The sequence below is a fragment of the Burkholderia sp. JP2-270 genome (genome assembly GCF_003233675.1).
GTDB classification, from domain to species: Bacteria; Pseudomonadota; Gammaproteobacteria; order Burkholderiales; family Burkholderiaceae; genus Burkholderia; species Burkholderia pyrrocinia_C.
In genome coordinates this window covers 3,595,299-3,616,985 of record NZ_CP029824.1, presented here as the reverse complement: position 1 = coordinate 3,616,985, position 21,687 = coordinate 3,595,299, and the positions used below count along the sequence as shown (strand labels likewise).

Below are 21,687 nucleotides of genomic sequence, written 5' to 3'. Positions count from 1 at the left end.
ATTATACAAAACCGCGCGGGTTGCCCTCCTGCCATTTCCAGTGGTCGGCGCACATCTCTTCGATGCCGAGCGTCGCGCGCCAGCCGATGATGTCGGCCGCGGCCTGCGGATTCGCGTAGCACTCGGCGATGTCGCCCGGGCGGCGCGCGACGAGTTCGTACGGCACCGGGCGGCCGGACGCCTTCTCGAACGCGCGCACGACTTCGAGCACGCTGTAGCCCTGGCCCGTGCCGAGGTTCACGACGAAGCTCGCGTCGCGCTTCGCCAGCGCGTCGAGCGCGGCGATGTGCCCCTTCGCGAGATCGACGACGTGGATGTAGTCGCGCACGCCCGTGCCGTCCGGCGTCGGATAGTCGGAGCCGAACACGCGCAGCTTTTCCAGCTTGCCGACGGCGACCTGCGCGACATACGGCATCAGGTTGTTCGGGATGCCGGCCGGATCCTCGCCGATCAGCCCGCTCGCATGCGCGCCGACCGGGTTGAAGTAGCGCAGCGTCGCGATGCGCCACGACGGATCCGACACCTCGAGATCGCGCAGGATCTGCTCGGCGATCAGCTTCGACTGGCCGTACGGGTTGGTCGCGGACAGCGGGAACGATTCGTCGATCGGCGAGCGCTCGGGCACGCCGTATACGGTCGCGGACGAGCTGAACACGAACTGCTTGACGTTGCGCTCGCGCATGACCTTGAGCACGGCGAGCAGGCCGCCGATGTTGTTCTGGTAATACTCGAGCGGTTTCGCGACCGATTCGCCGACGGCCTTGAGCGCCGCGAAGTGGATCGTGCCGGTGATCGGGTGCGCGTCGAACACCTTCGCGAGCGCGGCTTCGTCGCACACGTCGACCTGGTGGAACGCGGGTTTCCTGCCCGTGATCTGCTCGATGCGCCGCACGGACTCGGCCTTGCTGTTGACGAGGTTGTCGACGATCACGACATCGTAGCCGTTGTCGAGCAGCTCGACGGCCGTGTGCGAGCCGATATAGCCCGCACCGCCGGTGACGAGGATGGTGCCTTTAGCGGTCATGCTGATGCGCTCCTTCAGAGGGTGATGCCTGTCAACGAATGAATGGTCTGCCGGTAACGTTCGACGACCTGCTGCTCGTCGAATTCCGCCGCGACCTTCTGCCGGCCGCGCGCGCCCATCGCGTCGCGTCCGGCCGTTCCGAGTCCGATCATGCGGAGCAGTTGCTCGGCGAGGCTCGCGCTGTCGCGCACGCGGCACAGGAAGCCCGTTTCGCCGTCGGCGACGACGTCGCGGCAGCCCGGCACGTCGGTCGCGACGATCGGGCGGCCCATCGCCGATGCTTCCATCAGCGTGCGCGGCACGCCTTCGCGGTACGACGGCAGCACGACGCAGTCGGCGGCCGCGATGTGCGGGCGCACGTCGTGCGCTTCGCCGAGATACTCGACGATGCCTTCGCCGACCCACGCGTCCACATCCGCGCGGCCGATCGCGCTCGGATTGTCGACGCCGAGCGGCCCGAGCAGCTGGAAGCGCGCGTTCGGGCAGCGGGCCCGCACGACGCGCGCGGCCTCGACGTATTCACGCACGCCCTTGTCCCACAGCAGCCGGCCGATCAGGATGAAGACGGGCGCGTCGCCGCCGGGCAGCGGCACGGGCGCGAACTGTTCGAGGTCGACGCCTTCGCCGTGCAGCAGCCGCGCGCGGTCGGGATGCGCGAGCAGCTGCTCGTCGGTGAACGTAGCGAGATCGTCGCGGTTCAGGAACCAGACTTCACGCGGGAAGCGGAACGCGAACCGGTACAGCCGTTTCGCGACGCTCGCCGCGCGGCTTTTCTGGATGAACACGTAGCCGAGCCCGGTCGTGACCGCGATCGACGGCACGCGCGCGAGCCACGCGGCGATCGAGCCGTAGATGTTCGGCTTGATCGTGTAATGGAACACGAGATCGGGCTGCAGCGCACGGTAGTGACGTACCAGCGCGGCGAGCGTGCCGAGATCCTCGCGCGGGCTCGTGCCTTTCGACGCGACCGCGAGCGCCACGTAGCGGCAGCCCATCTGCTCGAGCAGCGGCACCGTGCGGTCGCGCGGCGCGATCACGATGACCTCGGCGCCGCGCGCGACGAGCGCACGGATCAAACCGTGGCGGTACGTGTAGATCGCCCAGGCCGTATTGCAGACGAGCGCGATGCGCAGCGGGGAGGTGGCGGACATGAAAAAAGAAAAAAATAAAGCGTCGAAAATGCCGAAGGGGCCGGATCCGCGCTCAAGCGGACGGCCGCGCGGCGAACAGCGTCTGCTTGATCCGCTGCAGCGTGCGGTACGGCGTCACGAAATGCAGCAGGTTCTTGGCGAGGCCGGCCCAGTCGTACGGGTTCAGCGCGTTGAAGTGGCTCAACAGCAGCGACAGCGTCGATACCAGCTGGCGCCGGCGCTTGGTCGCGCTGATCCCGCCCTCGTTGAGTTCGTAATAAAGGCCGAGTTCCGGCAGGTTCGCGCAATCGTAGCGTTGCATTAATCGTAAAAAAAGATCGAGATCCTCGGCCGCGCGGTATTTCTCGCGATAGTTGCCGGCCTCCAGCACGGCGTCGATGCGCAGCATCACCGACGGATGCACGAGCGGCGAGCGCAGGAAGCGCGTGCGGCGCAGCGTGTGCGGATCGGCGGGCGGCGTCAGCATGAAGCGCGGCTCGCCGGCGCGCGACACGACCTGCGTCCACATGCCGACGCAGGCCACGCGCGGATGGGCGCCCAGATACGCGCGCTGTTTCGCGAGGCGCTGCGGCGCGGCGAGATCGCCTGCGTCGATGCGCGCGGCATAGCGGAAGCCGCGCGCCGCGAGCGCGTCGATGCCGGCCGCGAGCGCGCGCTCGATGCCGCCGTTGCGCGGCATGCGCAGCACCTCGATCGCGAGGCCGGGCAGGTCGGGCGCGACGATCGGCGGCGTGCTGCCGTCGTCGACGATCAGCACGTGCACGGGCGCGTCCTCGCGAAACGACGCGAGGGTCCGGACGACGTCGTCGTGCCCGTTGTAGGCCGGCATCAGCACGGCCACGTCGGCGAGCGGGGGCGGGCAATCGGGGGGCGTCATGTTTGCAGCTTGAAACGGATGTAATAAAAATTGACGGCGGCTGCGGCCAGGTAGCCGGCCGCCAGCCCGACGAGCGCGCCGTACAGGCCGAGCCGCGGGATCGCGAACAGGTTGACGAGCGCGGCGATCGCGAGCGCGAGCAGCCATTTCGACAGCAACACGAATTTTGCTTGATATTTGAGAACGATAAGATTGCCTATCGCCTCGATGCCGGCCGGCACGGACAGCCAGACGGCCCAGCGGAAGATGTCGACCGATGCCTCGTAGCCGCGGCCGAACACCTTGCCGACGATCAGCGGGGCGGCCGCGTCGAGCACGAGCGCGCCGGCCGTCATCAGGCAGGCCGTCATCGCGATCAGCCGGACGATGTTGCGGCGCAGCCGCGCGACGTCCTGCACGCGGTAGACGAAGGCGGGCGCGATGGTTTGCGCGAGCATCAGCGCGAGCGTGATCCAGTTCTCGTTGAGCTGCTGCGCGGCCGAGTAGCGGCCCAGATCGGCGAACGATACATGACGCTCGAGCATCAGGCGGTCGAGTTTCAGGAACAGGTACATGCAGATGAGGCCGAGCCAGAACACGGTGCCGGCCGTCGCAAAGTGCCTGAACAGCGGTTTATCGAACGTCCAGCCGAGCGCGCCGCCGTTACGATGCCGGTAGTACAGCAGCAGCGCGAAGCCGATCGCGGCAGCCTCGAGCGCCCACAGCCACCCGAAGCGCGCGGGGCCGGCAGCTGCGTGGACCAGCAGCCAGACGAGCAGCGCCTTCGCCAGCGCGGTGATCATGCTGGTGACGAGCTGCGGCTTGCTGTAGGTCAGGCTTTGCAGCCACGCGTTGATCACGCCGACGAACGGCTCGCGGAACACCATCGTGACCGCCAGGCCCGCGAGCATCGCGCCGACCAGCGGATCGAAGGCGCCCGCGGCGATCGCGACCCAGGTCGCGACGAGCGCGGCGGCCGATACGGCGATGCGCAGCGCGAATGCGCTGCCGAGTACCGCGCCGAGCTGGGCGGGCGGGCGCTGGACGATGGTCGGAACGAGGATTTCCGCGCCGCACACCCAGGTGAGCGGCGCCAGAACCAGGAGGAGCGTATTCGCATACTGCCATTTGCCGAACACATCCGGCCCGAAATAACGGGCCAGAAGACCGCTGATCGCGATCGCGACGCCGATCTGCGTGAGCCGTTCGAGCCCCAGCCAGACCAGGTTCGCGACGGCCTTCGCGACATCCGGGTTGCCGAAGCGCTTCAGCATGCGCGGCGGCCGCATGTACGCGGGGCGGCCGGCAGGGCGCCCGGAGGCTGCGGGTTGGCGGCGGCGGGTCGGCTAGGCATTAAAATGGGCGACATGCGCGTCATCAAAACCCGCGATTATAAGTGGGATCGGGGCCGCTCCAGCCGTTCTGTTCCTTGTTTCGCAGGGCCTGCCTGTATCATGCGCGGCACCGGCGAGACGCGGCCAGACAATTTTCCATGCACGCAACCGAGAGAGAAGAGAATCGATGATCTCCCAATCCATCTTCAAGGCATATGACATTCGTGGCGTGGTCGGCAAGACGCTCGACGTCGACACGGCGCGCGGGATCGGCCGGGCATTCGGCAGCGAAGTGCGCGCCCAGGGCGGCGACGCGGTCGTCGTCGCGCGCGACGGCCGCCTGTCCGGGCCCGAACTCGTCGGCGCACTCGCCGACGGCCTGCGTGCGGCGGGCGTCGACGTCGTCGACGTCGGCATGGTGCCCACGCCGGTCGGTTATTTCGCGGCGAGCGTGCCGCTTGCGCTGAAGGGCGGCGAGCGCCGTGTCGATTCGTGCATCGTCGTCACGGGCAGCCATAACCCGCCCGACTACAACGGCTTCAAGATGGTGCTGCGCGGCGCCGCGATCTACGGCGAGCAGATCCAGGCGCTGTACCGCCGCATCGTCGACGAGCGCTTCGAGACGGGCAGCGGCACCTACGAGCAGGTCGACGTCGCCGATCAGTACATCGCGCGCATCGTCGGCGACATCAAGCCGGCCCGTCCGATGAAGCTCGTCGTCGACGCCGGCAACGGCGTCGCGGGCCCGCTCGCGACGCGCCTGTTCAAGGCGCTCGGCTGCGAACTCGTCGAGCGCTTCACCGACATCGACGGCACGTTCCCGAACCACCACCCCGATCCCGCCCACCCGGAAAACCTGCAGGACGTGATCCAGGCGCTCAAGGACACCGACGCCGAGATCGGCTTCGCGTTCGACGGCGACGGCGATCGCCTCGGCGTCGTCACGAAGGACGGCCAGATCATCTATCCGGACCGCCAGCTGATGCTGTTCGCGGAAGAAGTGCTGTCGCGCAACCCGGGCGCGCAGATCATCTACGACGTGAAGTGCACGCGCAACCTCGCGCAGTGGGTGAAGTCGAAGGGCGGCGAGCCGCTGATGTGGAAGACGGGCCACTCGCTCGTGAAGGCGAAGCTGCGCGAGACGGGTGCGCCGCTCGCCGGCGAAATGAGCGGCCACGTGTTCTTCAAGGATCGCTGGTACGGCTTCGACGACGGCCTCTACACGGGCGCACGCCTGCTCGAGATCCTCGCGAAGACGGCCGACCCGAGCGCGCTGCTCAACGGGCTGCCGGACGCGATGAGCACGCCCGAGCTGCAGCTGTGGCTCGAGGAGGGCGAGAACTTCCGCCTGATCGACAAGCTGCAGAAAGAGGCGAAGTTCGACGGCGCCGAGGAAGTCGTCACGATCGACGGCCTGCGCGTCGAATACCCGGACGGCTTCGGCCTCGCGCGTTCGTCGAACACGACGCCGGTCGTCGTGATGCGTTTCGAGTCGGAGACGCAGGAAGGGCTCGAGCGCATCCAGGAAGACTTCCGCCGCGTGCTGATGGCCGCGAAGCCGGACGTCAAGCTGCCGTTCTGAGCGTCGGCGGCCTGCGGGCCGCCAACGGCGCGACGGGCGATACACCGGTCGCGCTATCCCCAAAAAGCGGCGCACGCGACAGCGTGCGGCCGCTTTTTGTCTGTCTGCTCCCACGGGCGAGATAAAATCGCTCCTTTATGTCTGTCGCCGGCTGCCAGCCGGCGTTTTTTCAGCGTGCAAAAGATCCTGATCGTGCGTGTGTCGTCGCTGGGCGACGTCGTGCACAACATGCCGGTGATCGCCGATATCCGGCGCCGCCACCCCGATGCGCAGATCGACTGGCTCGTCGAGGAAAGCTTCGTCGACCTCGTGCGGCTCGTCGACGGCGTGCGCGACGTGCTGCCGTTCTCGCTGCGCCGCTGGCGCAAGAAGCCGTTCTCGGGCGCCACGTGGCGCGAGATCCGCGCATTCCGCCGGCGCATCGCGGCCGAGCAGTACGACCTCGTGATCGACTGCCAGGGCCTCATCAAGACGGCCTGGGTCGCGAGCTGGGCGCGCGGCCCGCTCGTCGGGCTCGGCAACCGCACCGACGGCGCCGGCTACGAATGGCCCGTGCGCTTCTTCTACCGCAAGCGCGTGCCGATCGCGCCGCGCACGCACGTCGTCGAGCGCTCGCGGCAACTCGTCGCGGCCGCGCTGGGCGACCCGGTGCCGACGCCGGCCGATCCGGTCGACTTCGGCCTCGATACGCGCGCGGCGGCGCTCGCGGTGGGCGCGCTCGGCCTGAACCTGCCGGTGCCGTACGTGATGTTCGTCCATGCGACGTCGCGCGCCGACAAGCAGTGGCCGGACGCCGCGTGGATCGAGCTCGGCCAGGCGCTCGTGCGGCGCGGCGCGTCGCTCGTGCTGCCGTGGGGCAACGACGCGGAGCGCGCGACGAGCGAGCGGCTCGCGAAGGAGTTCGGCGCGGCGGCGATCGTGCCGCCGAAGCTGTCGCTGCCGGCCGTGGTCGGTCTGATCGACGGCGCGGCCGCAACCGTCGGGGTTGATACAGGTCTGGTTCACATCGCGGCCGCGCTGAAGCGTCCGACGGTCGAACTGTACAATTTCGCGACGGCCTGGCGGACCGGCGGCTACTGGTCGCCGAACGTCGTCAATCTCGGCACGGCGGGGCAACCCCCGTCGATCGCGCAGGTGAAGTCGGCGCTCGCGGGCTTCGGTCTCCTGTAACGCCTGTCATTTACGCGAACCGATCATGAGCGAATCCCAGATCATCGAAGTCCCGTCCGCCGACTGGAGCGGACACAACCTGTCGGCGCCGCGCGAGCAGCTGCTGGCCGCGGTCGAGGAAGGCAAGGTGCTGTATTTCCCGCACCTGCGCTTCGCGATCGAAGGCGGCGAGGAAGCGCTGCTCGATCCGGCGCTCGCCGATCCGAAACGCAAGAACATCAGCCTCGCGCCGAACGGCGGCGCGCTCGCCGGCGTGCTCGGCGACAGCGTCACGCAGTCGGCCGTGCGTGCGCTCGTCGCGCGCTTCCAGCAGCAGGCCGGCACGCTCGTCGACGGCCTGTTCCCCGAATACCGCGGCAAGCTGCGCGTCGCGCCGACGAGCCTGCGGCTGATGCAGGTCGAGACGCGCCAGACGTCGTGGCGCAAGGACGACAGCCGGCTGCACGTCGACGCGTTCCCGTCGCGGCCGAACTACGGCGAGCGCATCCTGCGCGTGTTCACGAACGTGAACCCGGCCGGCGCGCCGCGCGTGTGGCGCGTGGGCGAGCCGTTCGAGGACGTCGCGAAGCGTTTCCTGCCGCGCATCAGGCCGCAGTTCCCCGGTTCCGCGTGGCTGCTGAACCTGCTGCACGTGACGAAGTCGCCGCGCAGCGCGTACGACCACTTGATGCTGAACCTGCACGACAGCATGAAGGCCGATCTCGACTACCAGAAGACGTGCCCGCAGCAGACGATGCCGTTCCCGCCGGGCAGCGTGTGGATATGTTTCTCGGACCAGACTTCGCACGCTGTGATGTCCGGCCAGTTCATGCTCGAGCAGACGTTCTTCCTGCCGGTCGACGCGATGGTCCGCCGCGAATGCGCGCCGCTCGGCATTCTCGAACGCCTGAAGGGCAGGGCGCTGGTTTGAGCACGCACCTGCTTCGAAGCAATACGAGGGCCGTCGCATGCTGAGGGCGATCTATCGCGCGCTGTGGTGGCTCGTCGCACCCGCTGCGGTCATCCGGCTCTATGTGCGTTCGCGCAACGAGCGCGGCTATCGAGAGCACATCGGCGAACGCTTCGGCCGCGTCGCGGGACGCTCGCGCGACGACCGTGCGCCGCTGATCTGGGTGCATGCGGTATCGGTCGGCGAAACGCGCGCCGCGCAGCCGCTGATCGATGCGCTGATGCACGCGCGCCCCGATGCGCGCATCCTGCTCACGCACATGACGCCGAGCGGCCGCGCGACCGGCGAGCAGATCTTCGGCGATCGCGTGCTGCGCTGCTACCTGCCGTACGACATGCCGGGCCTGGTGCGGCGCTTCCTGCATGCATGGCGGCCGACGCTCGGCCTCGTGATGGAAACCGAGGTGTGGCCGACGCTGATCGACGAGTGCCGCCGCGCGGACGTGCCGCTCGTGCTGACCAATGCGCGGATGTCCGCGCGTTCGTTCCGGCGCGCGGCGAAGTTCGGCGCGGCGACGCGCGACGTGTTCGGCGGCTTCTCGCGCGTGCTCGCGCAGAGCCCGGCCGATGCGGAGCGGCTGACGTCGCTCGGCGCACGCAACGTGACCGTACTCGGCAATCTGAAGTTCGACATGGCGACGCCGCCGGAACTCGCGGCGCGCGGCCACGCGTGGCGCGACGCGATCGGCGCGCGGCCCGTGTGGGTCGCTGCCAGCACGCGCGAGAACGAGGAGGCGCTGGTGCTGCAGGCGTTCGCCGCGATGCGCACGCCCGGCGCGCTGCTGGTGCTCGTGCCGCGTCATCCGCAGCGTTTCGCCGAGGTCGAGGCGCTCGTCGAGCGCGGCGGGCTCAAGTGCGTGCGACGCTCGGCATGGGCCGCCGACACGGCCGCGCTCGCAGCCGGCCACCCGGCTGCCGAACCGCTGCCGGGCGACGTGACGGTGCTGCTCGGCGATTCGATGGGCGAACTCGGCGCGTATTACGCGGCTGCCGACGTCGCGTTCATCGGCGGCAGCCTGCTGCCGCTCGGCGGACAGAACCTGATCGAAGCGTGCGCGGTCGGCGTGCCGGTGCTGATCGGGCCGCACGTGTTCAACTTCACGCAGGCGACCGCCGATGCGATCGCGGCCGGCGCGGCGATGCAGGTCGAGGATCCGCTCGATCTCGCGCACGTGCTCGACGCGCTGTTCGCCGACAAGGCGCGGCGCATCGCGATGGGTGCGGCCGGCGCGGCCTTCGCGTCGCGTCACCGCGGCGCGACCGCGCGTACGGTCGACGTGCTCGCGGCACTGCTGCCGCCCGCCGAACGCGGCGAGCGTGAGCAGCAGGATGCTTCCGACGAATAGGCGAGGGCGGCGTAATGCCGCCCAGGCACGCGTGGCGGCGTCGTGTGCCGCCGCCGCGCTGCTCAGACCGTCAGCAAGCCCTTCTTCTCGATGAACGCGATCACGTCTGCGACGCCGTCGAGCGCCTTCAGGTTCGTCATCACGTAAGGCCGCTCGCCGCGCATCTTCTTCGTGTCGGAGGCCATCACGTCGAGGTTCGCGCCGACCAGCGGCGCGAGGTCGGTCTTGTTGATCACGAGCAGGTCGGACTTCGTGATGCCGGGGCCGCCCTTGCGCGGAATCTTCTCGCCGCCCGCGACGTCGATCACGTAGATCGTCAGGTCCGACAGCTCGGGGCTGAACGTCGCCGCGAGATTGTCGCCGCCCGATTCGATGAACACGATGTCGGCGTCGGGAAAGCGCGACAGCATCCGGTCGACGGCTTCGAGGTTGATCGATGCATCCTCGCGGATCGCCGTGTGCGGGCAGCCGCCCGTCTCGACGCCCATGATGCGTTCCTCGGGCAGTGCGCCCGCAACCGTCAGCAGCCGCTGGTCTTCCTTCGTATAGATGTCGTTGGTGATCGCGACAAGGTCGTAGCGGTCGCGCATCGCCTTGCACAGCATTTCGAGCAGCGTGGTCTTGCCGGAACCGACGGGGCCGCCGATGCCGACGCGCAGCGGCGGCAGTTTCTTCGTGCGACGGACAGAGGAGGGAGCAGGTGCGTTCATGGCGGGTAGTCGTGTTCAGGAGCGGAACAACCGCGAGTACTGGGTTTCGTGCCGCGCGGACAGGATGCCGAGCTGCGGCGCGAACGTATTGACGGCGTCGGGCGGCGTCGCGAGTGCGCGGCGCACGGCCGCGTCGATCGCGCCGCGCAGCGCGACGATGATGCGTTGCCCGGCGAGCTGGCCGAGCGGCACGGCCTTCAGCGCGGCGGACGTCTGGTTCTCGACCCAGCCGAATGCGTACGCGGCGAGCGTCGCGTCGGCGCCGGCGTCGTGCGCGGCGGCCGCGTATGCGAATGCGGTCGGCAGTGCGATCGGCGACATCGATGCGAGCGTCGCGCGGCGCGCGGCATCGCCCCATTCGAGCGATGCGCAGAGCTGCGCGAGCGACCAGCCCATCTGTTCGGTCTCGCGGCGCAGTTCCGCCGATTCGCGGCTCGCGATGTACCACGCATTTTCGGCGGCGAGCGCGTGCGCGACATGCGCATGCCAACGCGCGAGCTGGTGTGCGAGGAACGGCAGCTCGCCGTGCGCGAGCACGTCGGTCAGCCCGCTCGCGATCCAGTCGCGCGCGGAATCGGCGTCGTGGATCAGGTTCGCGTCGAGCGCGGCTTCGAGGCCCTGCGAATAGCTGTACGCGCCGATCGGCAGCGCCGGCGACGCGAGGTGCAGCAGCGCGACGAGTTCAGTGGTGGTCATGGCCGTGGCCGTGCGTGCATCCGGGACCATGTTGATGATCGTGATCGTGATCGTGATCGTGATCGTGATCGTGATCGTGATCGTGCGAATGCGAATGCGAATGCCCGTGGTGTTCGCCGAACACCTGCTGCGCGAGTGCATAGTCCTCGGCGAACGTCGCGTCGTGCCCGTGCTTGTGGCCGCCGCCGTACGCGCCGGCTTCCGGCTGGAACGGCGCGCTCGCTGCTTCGACCTGCGTGCCGAGCCGGCGCAGCATGTCCGCGAGCACCGGGTCGGCTTCGAGCTTCAGGTAGCCGTCGCCGATTTCGACCGGCGTATGACGGTTGCCGAGGTGGTACGCGGCGCGCATCAGCGTGAGCGGATCGGCCGCGCGCACGAGCAGCACGGCTTCGGACGCGGCGGCGACACGCACGAGCGCGCCGTCGTCGGCGACGAGCACGTCGCCGTCGCGCAGCACGGTGCCGCGCGGCAGCAGCACTGCGACGTCCTCGCCGGTATCGAGTGTCGCCGCGAGGCGGCTCTTGCAGCGGGCGTCATACGCGAGCGTGAGCGTCGGCGCGCGCGCGACGAGCGACGCGGCGAGTTTCACGTTCGGGGCAATGCGTTTGTCGAGGGTGCGCATAAAACGAAAACCGGAAATCAGAACAGGAAATAGCGCTGCGCCATCGGCAGCACCGTCGCCGGCTCGCAGGTGAGCAACTGGCCGTCGGCGATCACGTCGTAGGTTTCGGGGTCGACGCTGATCGACGGGCGCCATGCGTTGTGGATCATGTCGGCCTTCGTCACGTTGCGGCAGTTGCGCACGGGCACGATCCGCTTCGCGAGGCCGTAGCGTTCCGCGATGCCCGCGTCGGCCGCCATCTGCGACACGAAGGTCAGCGACGTACGCGCGAGCGCGCCGCCGCGCGTCGCGAACATCTCGCGATAGTGGACGGGCTGCGGCGTCGGGATCGACGCGTTCGGGTCGCCCATTTGCGCGACCGCGATCATCCCGCCCTTCAGGATCATCGACGGCTTGATCCCGAAGAACGCGGGCTCCCACAGCACGAGGTCGGCCCACTTGCCGGGCTCGATCGAACCGACTTCGTGCGCGATGCCGTGCGTGATCGCCGGGTTGATCGTGTATTTCGCGACGTAGCGCTTCGCGCGGAAGTTGTCGTTGCGCGCGCCGTCTTCCGGCAGCGCGCCGCGCTGCACCTTCATCTTGTGCGCGGTCTGCCAGGTTCGGATGATCACTTCGCCGACGCGGCCCATCGCCTGCGAATCGGACGACAGCATCGACAGCGCGCCGAGATCGTGCAGGATGTCCTCGGCCGCGATCGTCTCGCGGCGAATCCGCGATTCGGCGAACGCGAGATCCTCGGCGATCGACGGATCGAGGTGATGGCACACCATCAGCATGTCGAGATGCTCGTCGAGCGTGTTGATCGTGTACGGGCGCGTCGGGTTGGTCGACGACGGCAGCACGTTCGCCTCGCCGCACACCTTCAGGATGTCGGGTGCGTGGCCGCCGCCCGCGCCTTCGGTGTGATACGTGTGGATCGTGCGGCCCTTGAACGCGGCGACCGTCGATTCGACGAAACCGGCTTCGTTCAGCGTGTCGGTGTGGATCGCGACCTGCGTGTCGGTGTCGTCGGCGACCGACAGGCAGTTGTCGATCGCGGCGGGCGTCGTGCCCCAGTCCTCGTGCAGCTTCAGCCCGATCGCGCCGGCCGCGATCTGCTCGACGAGCGGCTCGGGCAGGCTCGCGTTGCCCTTGCCGAGAAAGCCGAGGTTGATCGGCCAGCCGTCGGCGGCCTGCAGCATCCGCTCCATGTGCCACGGGCCCGGCGTGCAGGTCGTTGCGTTGGTGCCGGTGGCCGGCCCCGTGCCGCCGCCGAGCATCGTCGTGACGCCCGATGCGAGCGCCTCGTCGATCTGCTGCGGGCTGATGAAATGGATGTGCGTGTCGATGCCGCCCGCCGTCACGATCAGCCCTTCGCCGGCGATCACTTCTGTCGCAGCGCCGATCGCGATCGTCACGCCCGGCTGGATGTCCGGGTTGCCGGCCTTGCCGATTGCGGCGATGCGGCCGTGCTTGATCGCGATGTCGGCCTTCACGATGCCCCAGTGATCGAGGATTACCGCGTTCGTGATGACCGTGTCGGGCACGTCGGCGGCCACGCGCTGCGACTGGCCCATCCCGTCGCGGATCACTTTCCCGCCGCCGAATTTCACTTCCTCGCCGTAGGTCGTGAAGTCGCGTTCGATCTCGATCAGCAGTTCGGTATCGGCGAGCCGGACGCGGTCGCCCGTCGTCGGCCCGAACATTTCCGCGTACGCGCGGCGGCTCAAGCGTAGTGTCATGTCGTGCTGTTCCTGAAGAGACGGGCGTGAGGCGTCGCTCAGAGCGGCCCCATCACCTTGCCCTGAAAACCGTAGACGGCGCGCTCGCCTGCGAGCGCGACGAGCTCGACGGTGCGCGTCTGGCCCGGCTCGAAGCGCACGGCCGTGCCGGCCGCGATGTTGAGCCGGAAGCCGCGCGCGGCCGCGCGGTCGAACGACAGTGCGTCGTTGACTTCGAAGAAGTGATAGTGCGAGCCGACCTGCACCGGGCGGTCGCCGGTGTTCGCGACGACGAGCGCCAGCGTTTCGCGGCCCGCGTTCAATTCGTGCTCGCCGTCGTCGGTGAGGATTTCGCCGGGGATCATGCGTTGCCTCACGGAATCGGGTGATGAACGGTCACGAGCTTCGTGCCGTCGGGGAAGGTCGCCTCGACCTGGATATCGGGAATCATTTCCGGCACGCCATCCATCACGTCGTCGCGCGTGAGCAGCGTCGTGCCGTAGTGCATCACCTCGGCAACCGTTTTGCCGTCGCGTGCGGCTTCCATCAGCGCGGCGGTGATGAAGGCGACCGCCTCCGGATAGTTGAGCTTCAGGCCGCGCGCACGACGGCGTTCGGCCAGCAGCGCCGCCGTGAAGATCAGCAGCTTGTCCTTTTCTCGGGGAGTCAGTTTCATGAAGGCAAACGTTCAGGAAAACGTAATTTTTATCGGTGCGCGCGCCACCGGGCGGACGTGCGGATCATCGTAGCACCGCGCCGTTTTGCGCGCGCCGTGTATCGGTTATGTAAGCAGCAAGGCGCGTGCCATGTGCATGGAACGCAGCGCAATGCGCGTTCGTGGTGCGCGGTGCATGGATAACGTGCGGCGCCTGATGTGGGGATGCGCCGAAACGGTGCGTGTCGCGGGTGCGCTCAGGTTTGCCAGAGGCGCAGCGGCCGTGCGTCGACGCCGTGCACGATGGGCCGCAACTGCAGCCAGCAATCGGTGAAGTGGCGCTGCAGCGCTTCCATCGACGTCGACAGCGCGCGCACGAGCACGACGCCGGGCGTTACGCAGGTGGCGCCCGCGCGCAGCGTGTCGTCGAACGGCATCCGCGCGGCGAGCGATTCGGCCAGTGCGGCGTCGCACGCGGCGCCGGCGGCCCACAGCGTGCCGTACGCGGGGAAACCCGCGAGGCCCTGCGGCGCGCCGCGCAGCGGATCGTGCGCGTCGAGCAGCGCGCGCTCGGTCCACAGTGGCCGGCCGTCGGCACCGACGAGCGCGGAGGTCGACGCGATGCGGCCCGCCGACCAGGTCTCGCCGGCCGCCTGCCGGCCGAGCTGCGTCGCGTCCCAGCCGATCGCGCTCGCGCCCGCGCCGAGCGTCACCGTGAAGTCGAGCGCTGCGTGCGCTGAGTCGAAGAACAGGTTGTTCTGCGGCAGCCAGTCGAGCTTCGCGTGCTCGCCGACAGTAATGGCGATGCGCTGCGTCGCGTCGAGGCCGTTCGACTTGTACCACTTGGTCGCACCGGGCGTCGTCAGCACCGCGTGCGTGCCGGCGCCGAGCGCGATGTCGATGTCGAGCCGGTCGCCGCCCGCGACGCCGCCAGGCGGGTGGACGATCACCGCATGGCAGATCGCGTCGCCTTCCGGGTACAGCGGCCGCTGCACGCGCAGCGGGCCCTCGTGCAGCCGGTGCGCGAGCGTCGTGCGCGCGCCGTGCCGCTCGAAGCCGAGTTCGAGGCGACCGCGCCACGATTTGGCGACGGCGGGGCGGGACAGCGGGGCGTGGGAATCGGGGGCGGACATCGGCGGCGAGCGGGAAACGAGAGAAACGGGCGCGAAGGACGTGGATGCTACCGGAACAATAATCCAGATGCCGCGTTCGTTGAAAGCGCCGCGTGCGGCCGCACCGCGAACCGGCCGCCCGTGCCCGCTGCCGTGCCGCGCGTCACACCGCGATCAGCTCGCGCACGCCGTTCGTCTCCATGTCCCGCGCATCGCCGCCGGCGACGATCTCGCCGCGGCTCATCACCCAGTAGCGGTCCGCGATCGATCGGGCGAAGTCGTAATACTGCTCGACGAGCAGCACCGTCATGTTCGATTCGTCGACGAGCTGGCGCAGCGTGCGGCCGATGTCCTGGATGATCGACGGCTGGATGCCCTCGGTCGGCTCGTCGAGGATCAGCAGCTGCGGCTCGCTCATCAGCGCGCGGCCGATCGCGAGCTGCTGCTGCTGGCCGCCCGACAGGTCGCCGCCGCGCCGCGCGCGCATGTCCTTCAGCACCGGGAACAGGTCGTAGATGCGGTCCGGCACTTTCGACGGCGCCTTGCGGCTCGCCGCACCGACGAGCAGGTTCTCCTCGACGGTCAGCCGCGGAAAGATGTCGCGACCCTGCGGCACGTACGCGAGCCCGGCCGCGACGCGCGCGTACGGCGGCAGCGCGCCGAGCGCCGTGCCGCGCCACGACACGGTGCCGCTTTTCGCGGCGACCACGCCCATCAGGCAGCGCAGCAGCGTGCTCTTGCCGACGCCGTTGCGGCCGAGCAGCACGGTGAGCTTGCCGTCGTCGGCGGCGAGGTTCACGTTGCGCAGGATATGGCTGCCGCCGTAGTACTGGTTCAGACCTTCGATATTCAGCATCGCATCAACGCCCCAGATATGACTCGATCACCGCGTCGTCGCGCTTGACCTGGTCGAGCGTGCCTTGCGCGAGCACCGCGCCTTCGGCCATCACCGTCACGCGGCCCGTGTCGCCCGCGAGCGCCGCGACGAATTCCATGTCGTGCTCGACGACCATCATCGAGCAGGTGCCGCGCAGCGTGTTCAGCAGCTCGGCGAGCTCCATCGTCTCGTGGTCGGTCATTCCGGCCGCCGGTTCGTCGAGCAGCAGCAGCGCGGGGCGCTGCATCAGCAGCATGCCGATCTCGAGCCGCTGCTTCTGCCCGTGCGACAGTTCGCCGGCTGCACGAAACGCATGGCTTTCGAGGCCGATCAGCGCGAGCGTCTCCTCGATCTTCGCCTGCGCCGTGCGGTCGAGCCGCGCGCGCAGCGATGCGCGCCAGCCCTTGTCGGTCTGCATCGCGAGTTCGAGGTTTTCCCACACCGGATGCTGTTCGAACACGGTCGGCTTCTGGAACTTGCGGCCGATGCCCGCGCGCGCGATCTCCGGCTCGCTCATCCGCGCGAGGTCGAGCGTCTGGCCGAGGAACACGTTGCCGGCGTCGGGGCGCGTCTTGCCGGTGATCACGTCCATCATCGTCGTCTTGCCGGCGCCGTTCGGGCCGATCACGCAGCGCAGCTCGCCCGCGTCGATCGCGAGCGACAGTTTCTTCAGTGCGCGGAAGCCGTCGAAGCTCACCTCGATGTCCTCGAGGTAGAGGATCGTGCCGTGCGACGTGTCGATGCCGGGCGGCACGACGCGGCCCATCGATGCCGTGCCGCTGACGGCCAGCAGCTCGTCCTCGGGCGGCGGCGAGAATTGGTAGAGGGCCGTTCCGTTCATGCGCGTTTCCCCTTCGCGAGCACGGTTTCGACGAGGCCCATGATCCCGCGCGGCAGCAGCAGCGGCACGAGCACGAAGATCAGGCCGAGGAAGAACAGCCAGTATTCGGCGAAGTACGCGGTAAACAGGCTCTTCGCGCCGTTCACCGCGAACGCGCCGACGATCGGCCCGATCAGCGTGCCGCGCCCGCCCACCGCGACCCAGATCGCCATTTCGATCGAGTTGCCGGGCGACATCTCGCCGGGGTTGATGATGCCGACCTGCGGCACGTACAGCGCGCCGGCGATGCCGCACAGCACGGCCGACACGGTCCACACGAACAGCTTGTACGCGAGCGGGCTGTAGCCGAGGAACATCAGCCGCGTCTCGCCGTCGCGCACCGCGGTGACGACGCGCCCGAGCTTGCTCGTGACGATCGCGCGCGCGGCGATGAACGCGAGCACCAGCGTCGCGAACGTCAGCAGCAGCAGCACCGTGCGCGTGCCGGGCGACGTGATCGCGAAACCCGCGATGCGCTTGAAGTCGGTGAAGCCGTTGTTGCCGCCGAAGCCCGTCTCGTTGCGATAGAACAGCAGCATCGCGGCGAACGTCAGCGCCTGCGTGATGATCGACAGGTACACGCCTTTCACGCGCGAACGGAACGTGAAGAAGCCGAACACCCACGCGAGCACGGCCGGCACGAGCACGACAAGCGCGAGCGCCCACGCGAGATGCTGCGTACCGCTCCAGTACCACGGCAACTGGTGCCAGTCGAGGAACACCATGAAGTCGGGCAGGTCGCTGCCGTACTTGCCGTCGCGGCCGATCTCGCGCATCAGGTACATGCCGATCGCATAGCCGCCGAGCGCGAAGAACAGCCCGTGGCCGAGGCTAAGAATCCCGCAGTAGCCCCATACGAGATCGAGCGCGAGCGCGGCGATCGCGTAGCACATCAGCTTGCCGGCGAGCGTCATCGCGTAGGCGGACAGATGGAATGCGCTCGCTTCGGGCGCGACGAGCGCGGCGAGCGGCACGCCGACACCGATCGCGATGCACAGCGCGACGAGCGCGAGCCATGCGCGGCGCGACAGCAGCGCAGGGCGCGGCGGCAGGCCGAGCGCGAAGCCGTCTGCCGCGCGTGCGGCGGCAGTGGGCTTCGGTGTGCCGGCGACCGGGTTCGACATCGAATCGGTAATGAAAGTCACGTCAAGCCTCCGCGCTGCGGCCCTTCGGGGCGAACATGCCCTGAGGACGTTTCTGGATGAACAGCACGATCATCACGAGCACCACGATCTTCGCGAGCACGGCGCCCCAGAACGGCTCGATCGCCTTGCTCGCGAGGCCGAGCCCGAAGCCGCCGAGCACGGTGCCGGCGATCTGCCCGACACCGCCGAGCACGACCGCCATGAACGAATCGATGATGTAGTTCTGGCCGAGATCGGGGCCCACGTTGCCGATCTGCGACAGCGCGCAGCCGCCGAGGCCGGCGATGCCCGCGCCGAACGCGAACGCGTACGCATCGACGCGCGCGGTCTTCACGCCGACGCACGCGGCCATGCGGCGGTTCTGTGTGACCGCGCGCACGAACAGGCCGAGCCGCGTCTTCGTCAGCACGGCCCACGCGACGAACACCACCGCGAGCGCGAACGCTAGGATCGCGAGGCGGTTGTACGGCAGGATCAGGTTCTGCATCACGGTCACGCCGCCGCTCATCCACGACGGGTTCACGACCTGCACGTTCTGCGCGCCGAACAGCATGCGTGTCGCCTGGATCAGGATCAGGCTCACGCCGAAGGTCGCGAGCAATGTCTCGAGCGGGCGGCCGTACAGATGGCGCAGCACGAGCCGTTCGAGCACGATGCCGACGAGCGCGGCCGTCGCGAACGACACAGGCACGGCGACGAGCGGATACCAGTCGAATACGCCGGGCGCGTAGCGCTGGATCAGCGTCTGCACGACATAGGTTGCGTACGCACCGATCATCAGGAATTCGCCGTGCGCCATGTTGATCACGCCGATCAGCCCGTACGTGATCGCGAGGCCGAGCGCGGCGAGCAGCAGCACGCTGCCGAGCGACAGGCCGGCGAACAGCGTGCCGACGATCTCGCCGCGGCGCTGCAGCGAGTGCAATGCGTCGAGCCCCTGTTGTGCGGCATCGCGCACGCGCGCGTCGGGCTCCGCGTAGCTGCCGTCCGCGTTCTTCGCGACGAGCGGGCGCAGTTGTTCGATCATGTCGAGGTCGCGGCGCGCGGCCACCACCTGCACGGCGTCGAGGCGCTTCGCCGGATCGGCATCGTGCAGTGCGGCGATCGCCCACAGTGCGTCGAGTCGACGCTTCAGCGCGGGATCGGTTTCCTTCGCACGGGCGCGGTCGATCATCGGCTTGAGTGCCGGGTCCGGCGACTTCAGCAGCGCATCGATCGCGTCGCGTCGCGCGGCGACGTCGGGCGATGCGAGCGCGAGGCCCGACAGCGCGCCTGCGATCTTCGTGCGCAGCAGGTTGTTCAGCATCACCGGCTGCGCGTCGCCGGCCGGTGTCGCGGCCTGCGTGAGCGCGTCGTGCGCGCTGTCGCCGCTCTGGATCAGCAGGCGGCCATCGCCGGTCGCGAGCGCGTCGCCGGTCGACAGCGCGTTGAGCACGGCAACGGCGCGCGGATCGGCATCGGCGGCGAGCCGGTCGATCGCGGCCGTCTTCGCGTCGAAGTCGTCGCCGGCTAGCGCGGCGGTATCGGCGGCCGTCAGCGCGAACGCGGCGCGCGGCAGCGCGCCCGCGAGGGCGGCGCATGCGACGATCGCGACGGCGGCTCGGCGAAAGCGAATAGGCATCGGGAGGTCCTGTCGGGCGAGGGAAAGCGGATTCATGCGGCGAGGCGCCGGCGCTTGCGGTTCGTCACGACAAGCGCAGCCGGCGTCTCGGCACCTGCATGCGGGCGGCACGTCACGCCGGTGCGCGACGCGCCACCCCACGTCAGGCCAGCGCCGCGCGCTGCCGGCGCAGGAACGCGGGGATCGACGAGACGATATCCGGCTTGCCCTGGTTGCCTGCGATGAACGGGCTCCACGGCTGCGCGCGCACCGCGGTCTTCGTCTTCCACACGACATTGAACTGCCCGTCGCCGCGGATCTCGCCGATCATCACCGGCTTGTGCAGGTGATGATTGCCGTCCATCGCGAGCGTGAAGCCCGACGGCGCGGCGACGGTCTGGCCGATCATCGCAACGCGCACCTTGTCGACGTCGGTGCTCTTCGCCTTCTCGACGGCCTGCTTCCACATGTGGATGCCCACGTAGGTCGCTTCCATCGGGTCGTTGGTTACGCGCTTCGCGCCGCCCGGCAGGTTGTTCGCCTTCACCCAGGCGGCGAACTGGTCCTTGAACTTCGTGTTGGTCGGGTTCTTTACCGACATGAAGTAGTTCCACGCGGCGAGGTGGCCGACGAGCGGCTTCGTGTCGATCCCCCGCAGTTCCTCCTCGCCGACCGAGAACGCGACGACCGGCACGTCGGTCGCCTTGATGCCCTGGTTGCCGAGCTCCTTGTAGAACGGCACGTTCGAGTCGCCGTTGATCGTCGAGATCACGGTCGTCTTGCCGCCCTGCGAGAAGGTCTTGATGTTCGCGACGATGGTCTGGTAATCGCTGTGGCCGAACGGCGTGTAGACCTCCTGAATGTCGGCGTCCTTCACGCCCTTCGATTTCAGGAACGCGCGCAGGATCTTGTTGGTCGTGCGCGGATACACGTAGTCGGTGCCGAGCAGGAAGAAGCGCTTCGCGCCGCCGCCTTCAGCGCTCATCAGGTACTCGACGGCGGGAATCGCCTGCTGGTTCGGTGCGGCGCCCGTGTAGAACACGTTGCGCGACATTTCCTCGCCTTCGTACTGCACCGGGTAGTAGAGCAGCCCGTTCAGTTCCTCGAACACCGGCAGCACGGACTTGCGCGACACCGACGTCCAGCAGCCGAACACGCACGCGACCTTGTCCTGCGTGAGCAACTGGCGCGCCTTCTCGGCGAACAGCGGCCAGTTCGACGCGGGATCGACCACCACGGGCTCGAGCTTGCGGCCCATCACGCCGCCGCTCTTGTTGATGTCGGCGATCGTCATCAGCGCGGTGTCCTTCAGCGACGTCTCCGAGATCGCCATCGTGCCCGACAGCGAGTGCAGGATGCCGACCTTGATCGGGCCGGTGCCCGCATCGGCCGCATGCGCGAACGGGCTCTTGCCCGCCAGCGCGAGCGCGCCGGCCATCGAACCGAACTTCAACAGACTGCGACGTTTCATCGGGTTCCCCTTGACGTGTTGGATGTGCGTGCGCCGTGGCGGCGCCGGCCATCTGGTAACGCAAGGCATGTGCCAGTCGCGCGGACGCACGCCCGGCGCGCCTGTGCGGCGCTGTGCAGGGGCGTCGGAGTGGTGCGGATGATGCGTCGTGCAGCACGCGCGGTCCGTCGCGGTGCAGGTTCGCGGGCGCAAATGGTGCACGGACGCGCTTCACCGTTCCGGTGCCTGCACGCGCTACCGGAACGGCGCGATGGTATGCGATACGGACGATACGGGTGACATCCCCGCGTTCTCGCCGCCGCTCGTCATCGACGACGCGCAGACTACCGGGCTGCTCGCGATCGTTGCCGATGCGACGCTGAAGGAAACGGAGAAGGGCGGGAAAGAGAAACGGGCGCGCAGTGCGTGCCCGTTCGGCGGATCGGTGCGGCAGGCGGAAACTCGCCGGCGCACAGGTGCGGCGGTGCGCCGCCGGAAAGGTCAGTAACGCGGCACGGACGGATCGACGTCGCGCGACCACGCGTCAATCCCGCCCTGCAGGTTGTACAGCTTCGTGAAGCCGCGCGATTCGAGGAACATCGCGACCTGCGCGCTGCGCATCCCGTGATGGCATACGCAGACGATTTCCGCTTCGTCGTCGAGCTCTTCGCTACGCGCGGGAATCTGCTGCATCGGGATCGACACGCTGCCGGCGATCTGCGCGGTCGCGACTTCCCACGGCTCGCGCACGTCGAGCACGACCGGCGCGGGGCGCGCCGTATCGCCGAGCCATTCCGCGAGCATCGCGGGCGTCAGGATCTGCATG

At 68.5% G+C, this 21,687-nt stretch carries 21 protein-coding genes and 1 pseudogene; 5 read left to right on the top strand and 17 right to left on the bottom strand.

The features are described 5' to 3' along the window. Position 1: 1 nt before the first annotated feature. The 4 genes from galE to DM992_RS17155 are packed head-to-tail and all read right to left on the bottom strand — an operon-like array spanning position 2 to position 4,305. Positions 2 to 1,024, bottom strand: coding sequence for a UDP-glucose 4-epimerase GalE (galE, locus tag DM992_RS17170; RefSeq protein ID WP_111017684.1), 1,023 nt, complete (start codon positions 1,022 to 1,024; stop codon positions 2 to 4). Between the two features lie 14 nt (positions 1,025 to 1,038). After that, positions 1,039 to 2,175: a glycosyltransferase family 4 protein gene (locus DM992_RS17165; RefSeq protein WP_111017683.1), complete on the bottom strand. Its 1,137-nt coding sequence runs from the start codon at positions 2,173 to 2,175 to the stop codon at positions 1,039 to 1,041. Positions 2,176 to 2,227: 52 nt separating this feature from the next. Further along, positions 2,228 to 3,052 (bottom strand): glycosyltransferase, encoded by an 825-nt coding sequence (locus tag DM992_RS17160; protein WP_111017682.1) that lies wholly within the window; start codon positions 3,050 to 3,052, stop codon positions 2,228 to 2,230. Next, positions 3,049 to 4,305 carry an oligosaccharide flippase family protein gene (locus DM992_RS17155; RefSeq protein ID WP_162631667.1) on the bottom strand — a complete coding sequence of 419 codons (1,257 nt, stop codon included), beginning with the start codon at positions 4,303 to 4,305 and terminating at the stop codon, positions 3,049 to 3,051. The genes DM992_RS17160 and DM992_RS17155 overlap by 4 nt, the downstream gene beginning before the upstream one ends. Positions 4,306 to 4,552: 247 nt before the next feature. Between DM992_RS17155 and DM992_RS17145 the strand changes: the two genes are divergently transcribed. The 4 genes from DM992_RS17145 to waaA all read left to right on the top strand — a co-directional run bounded on the left by DM992_RS17145 (position 4,553) and on the right by waaA (position 9,411). Beyond that, on the top strand, positions 4,553 to 5,947 hold the full coding sequence (locus tag DM992_RS17145) for a phosphomannomutase/phosphoglucomutase (protein WP_111017680.1): 1,395 nt from the start codon (positions 4,553 to 4,555) through the stop codon (positions 5,945 to 5,947). A gap of 174 nt (positions 5,948 to 6,121) precedes the next feature. Next, positions 6,122 to 7,117 carry a lipopolysaccharide heptosyltransferase I gene (waaC, locus tag DM992_RS17140; protein ID WP_111017679.1) on the top strand — a complete coding sequence of 332 codons (996 nt, stop codon included), beginning with the start codon at positions 6,122 to 6,124 and terminating at the stop codon, positions 7,115 to 7,117. Between the two features lie 25 nt (positions 7,118 to 7,142). Beyond that, positions 7,143 to 8,027, top strand: a complete 885-nt coding sequence (locus DM992_RS17135; protein WP_111017678.1) for a Kdo hydroxylase family protein — start codon at positions 7,143 to 7,145, stop codon at positions 8,025 to 8,027. A 37-nt stretch (positions 8,028 to 8,064) separates the two neighbouring features. Further along, positions 8,065 to 9,411: a lipid IV(A) 3-deoxy-D-manno-octulosonic acid transferase gene (waaA, locus tag DM992_RS17130; protein ID WP_111017677.1), complete on the top strand. Its 1,347-nt coding sequence runs from the start codon at positions 8,065 to 8,067 to the stop codon at positions 9,409 to 9,411. A gap of 62 nt (positions 9,412 to 9,473) precedes the next feature. On the opposite strand, the gene ureG is transcribed toward waaA, so the two are convergent. The 12 genes from ureG to urtA all read right to left on the bottom strand — a co-directional run bounded on the left by ureG (position 9,474) and on the right by urtA (position 20,882). Further along, the gene (gene ureG / locus DM992_RS17125) at positions 9,474 to 10,121 is read right to left on the bottom strand and encodes an urease accessory protein UreG (RefSeq protein WP_111017676.1); all 648 of its coding nucleotides are present in this window, start codon (positions 10,119 to 10,121) and stop codon (positions 9,474 to 9,476) included. A 15-nt stretch (positions 10,122 to 10,136) separates the two neighbouring features. Then, positions 10,137 to 10,817 carry an urease accessory UreF family protein gene (locus DM992_RS17120; RefSeq protein ID WP_111017675.1) on the bottom strand — a complete coding sequence of 227 codons (681 nt, stop codon included), beginning with the start codon at positions 10,815 to 10,817 and terminating at the stop codon, positions 10,137 to 10,139. Continuing rightward, on the bottom strand, positions 10,804 to 11,439 hold the full coding sequence (gene ureE, locus DM992_RS17115) for an urease accessory protein UreE (RefSeq protein WP_111017674.1): 636 nt from the start codon (positions 11,437 to 11,439) through the stop codon (positions 10,804 to 10,806). The genes DM992_RS17120 and ureE overlap by 14 nt, the downstream gene beginning before the upstream one ends. 17 nt (positions 11,440 to 11,456) lie before the next feature. Beyond that, positions 11,457 to 13,163 (bottom strand): urease subunit alpha, encoded by a 1,707-nt coding sequence (ureC, locus tag DM992_RS17110; RefSeq protein WP_072436156.1) that lies wholly within the window; start codon positions 13,161 to 13,163, stop codon positions 11,457 to 11,459. 38 nt (positions 13,164 to 13,201) lie between these two features. Then, positions 13,202 to 13,507 carry an urease subunit beta gene (locus tag DM992_RS17105; protein ID WP_111017673.1) on the bottom strand — a complete coding sequence of 102 codons (306 nt, stop codon included), beginning with the start codon at positions 13,505 to 13,507 and terminating at the stop codon, positions 13,202 to 13,204. An 8-nt stretch (positions 13,508 to 13,515) separates the two neighbouring features. Beyond that, positions 13,516 to 13,818, bottom strand: a complete 303-nt coding sequence (ureA, locus tag DM992_RS17100) for an urease subunit gamma (RefSeq protein WP_006406310.1) — start codon at positions 13,816 to 13,818, stop codon at positions 13,516 to 13,518. Positions 13,819 to 14,054: 236 nt separating this feature from the next. Continuing rightward, positions 14,055 to 14,930 (bottom strand): urease accessory protein UreD, encoded by an 876-nt coding sequence (locus tag DM992_RS17095; protein ID WP_111017672.1) that lies wholly within the window; start codon positions 14,928 to 14,930, stop codon positions 14,055 to 14,057. Between the two features lie 142 nt (positions 14,931 to 15,072). Further along, on the bottom strand, positions 15,073 to 15,765 hold the full coding sequence (urtE, locus tag DM992_RS17090) for an urea ABC transporter ATP-binding subunit UrtE (protein ID WP_111017671.1): 693 nt from the start codon (positions 15,763 to 15,765) through the stop codon (positions 15,073 to 15,075). Positions 15,766 to 15,769: 4 nt separating this feature from the next. After that, positions 15,770 to 16,627 (bottom strand): urea ABC transporter ATP-binding protein UrtD, encoded by an 858-nt coding sequence (gene urtD / locus DM992_RS17085; RefSeq protein WP_111017670.1) that lies wholly within the window; start codon positions 16,625 to 16,627, stop codon positions 15,770 to 15,772. Continuing rightward, positions 16,624 to 17,811 carry an urea ABC transporter permease subunit UrtC gene (gene urtC / locus DM992_RS17080; protein ID WP_111017669.1) on the bottom strand — a complete coding sequence of 396 codons (1,188 nt, stop codon included), beginning with the start codon at positions 17,809 to 17,811 and terminating at the stop codon, positions 16,624 to 16,626. Before urtC ends, urtD begins: the two co-directional genes overlap by 4 nt. A gap of 1 nt (position 17,812) precedes the next feature. Next, positions 17,813 to 19,432, bottom strand: coding sequence for an urea ABC transporter permease subunit UrtB (gene urtB / locus DM992_RS17075; RefSeq protein ID WP_111017668.1), 1,620 nt, complete (start codon positions 19,430 to 19,432; stop codon positions 17,813 to 17,815). Between the two features lie 142 nt (positions 19,433 to 19,574). Further along, the gene (gene urtA, locus DM992_RS17070; RefSeq protein WP_034182917.1) at positions 19,575 to 20,882 is read right to left on the bottom strand and encodes an urea ABC transporter substrate-binding protein; all 1,308 of its coding nucleotides are present in this window, start codon (positions 20,880 to 20,882) and stop codon (positions 19,575 to 19,577) included. A gap of 271 nt (positions 20,883 to 21,153) precedes the next feature. On the opposite strand from urtA, the pseudogene DM992_RS42745 reads away from it, so the two are divergent. Beyond that, positions 21,154 to 21,255, top strand: a pseudogene (locus DM992_RS42745) (beta 1,6 glucan synthase); the annotation flags it as partial. A 107-nt stretch (positions 21,256 to 21,362) separates the two neighbouring features. Here the strand turns inward: DM992_RS42745 and DM992_RS17055 are convergent. Beyond that, positions 21,363 to 21,686, bottom strand: coding sequence for a rhodanese-like domain-containing protein (locus DM992_RS17055; protein ID WP_111017665.1), 324 nt, complete (start codon positions 21,684 to 21,686; stop codon positions 21,363 to 21,365). Position 21,687: the final 1 nt, after the last annotated feature.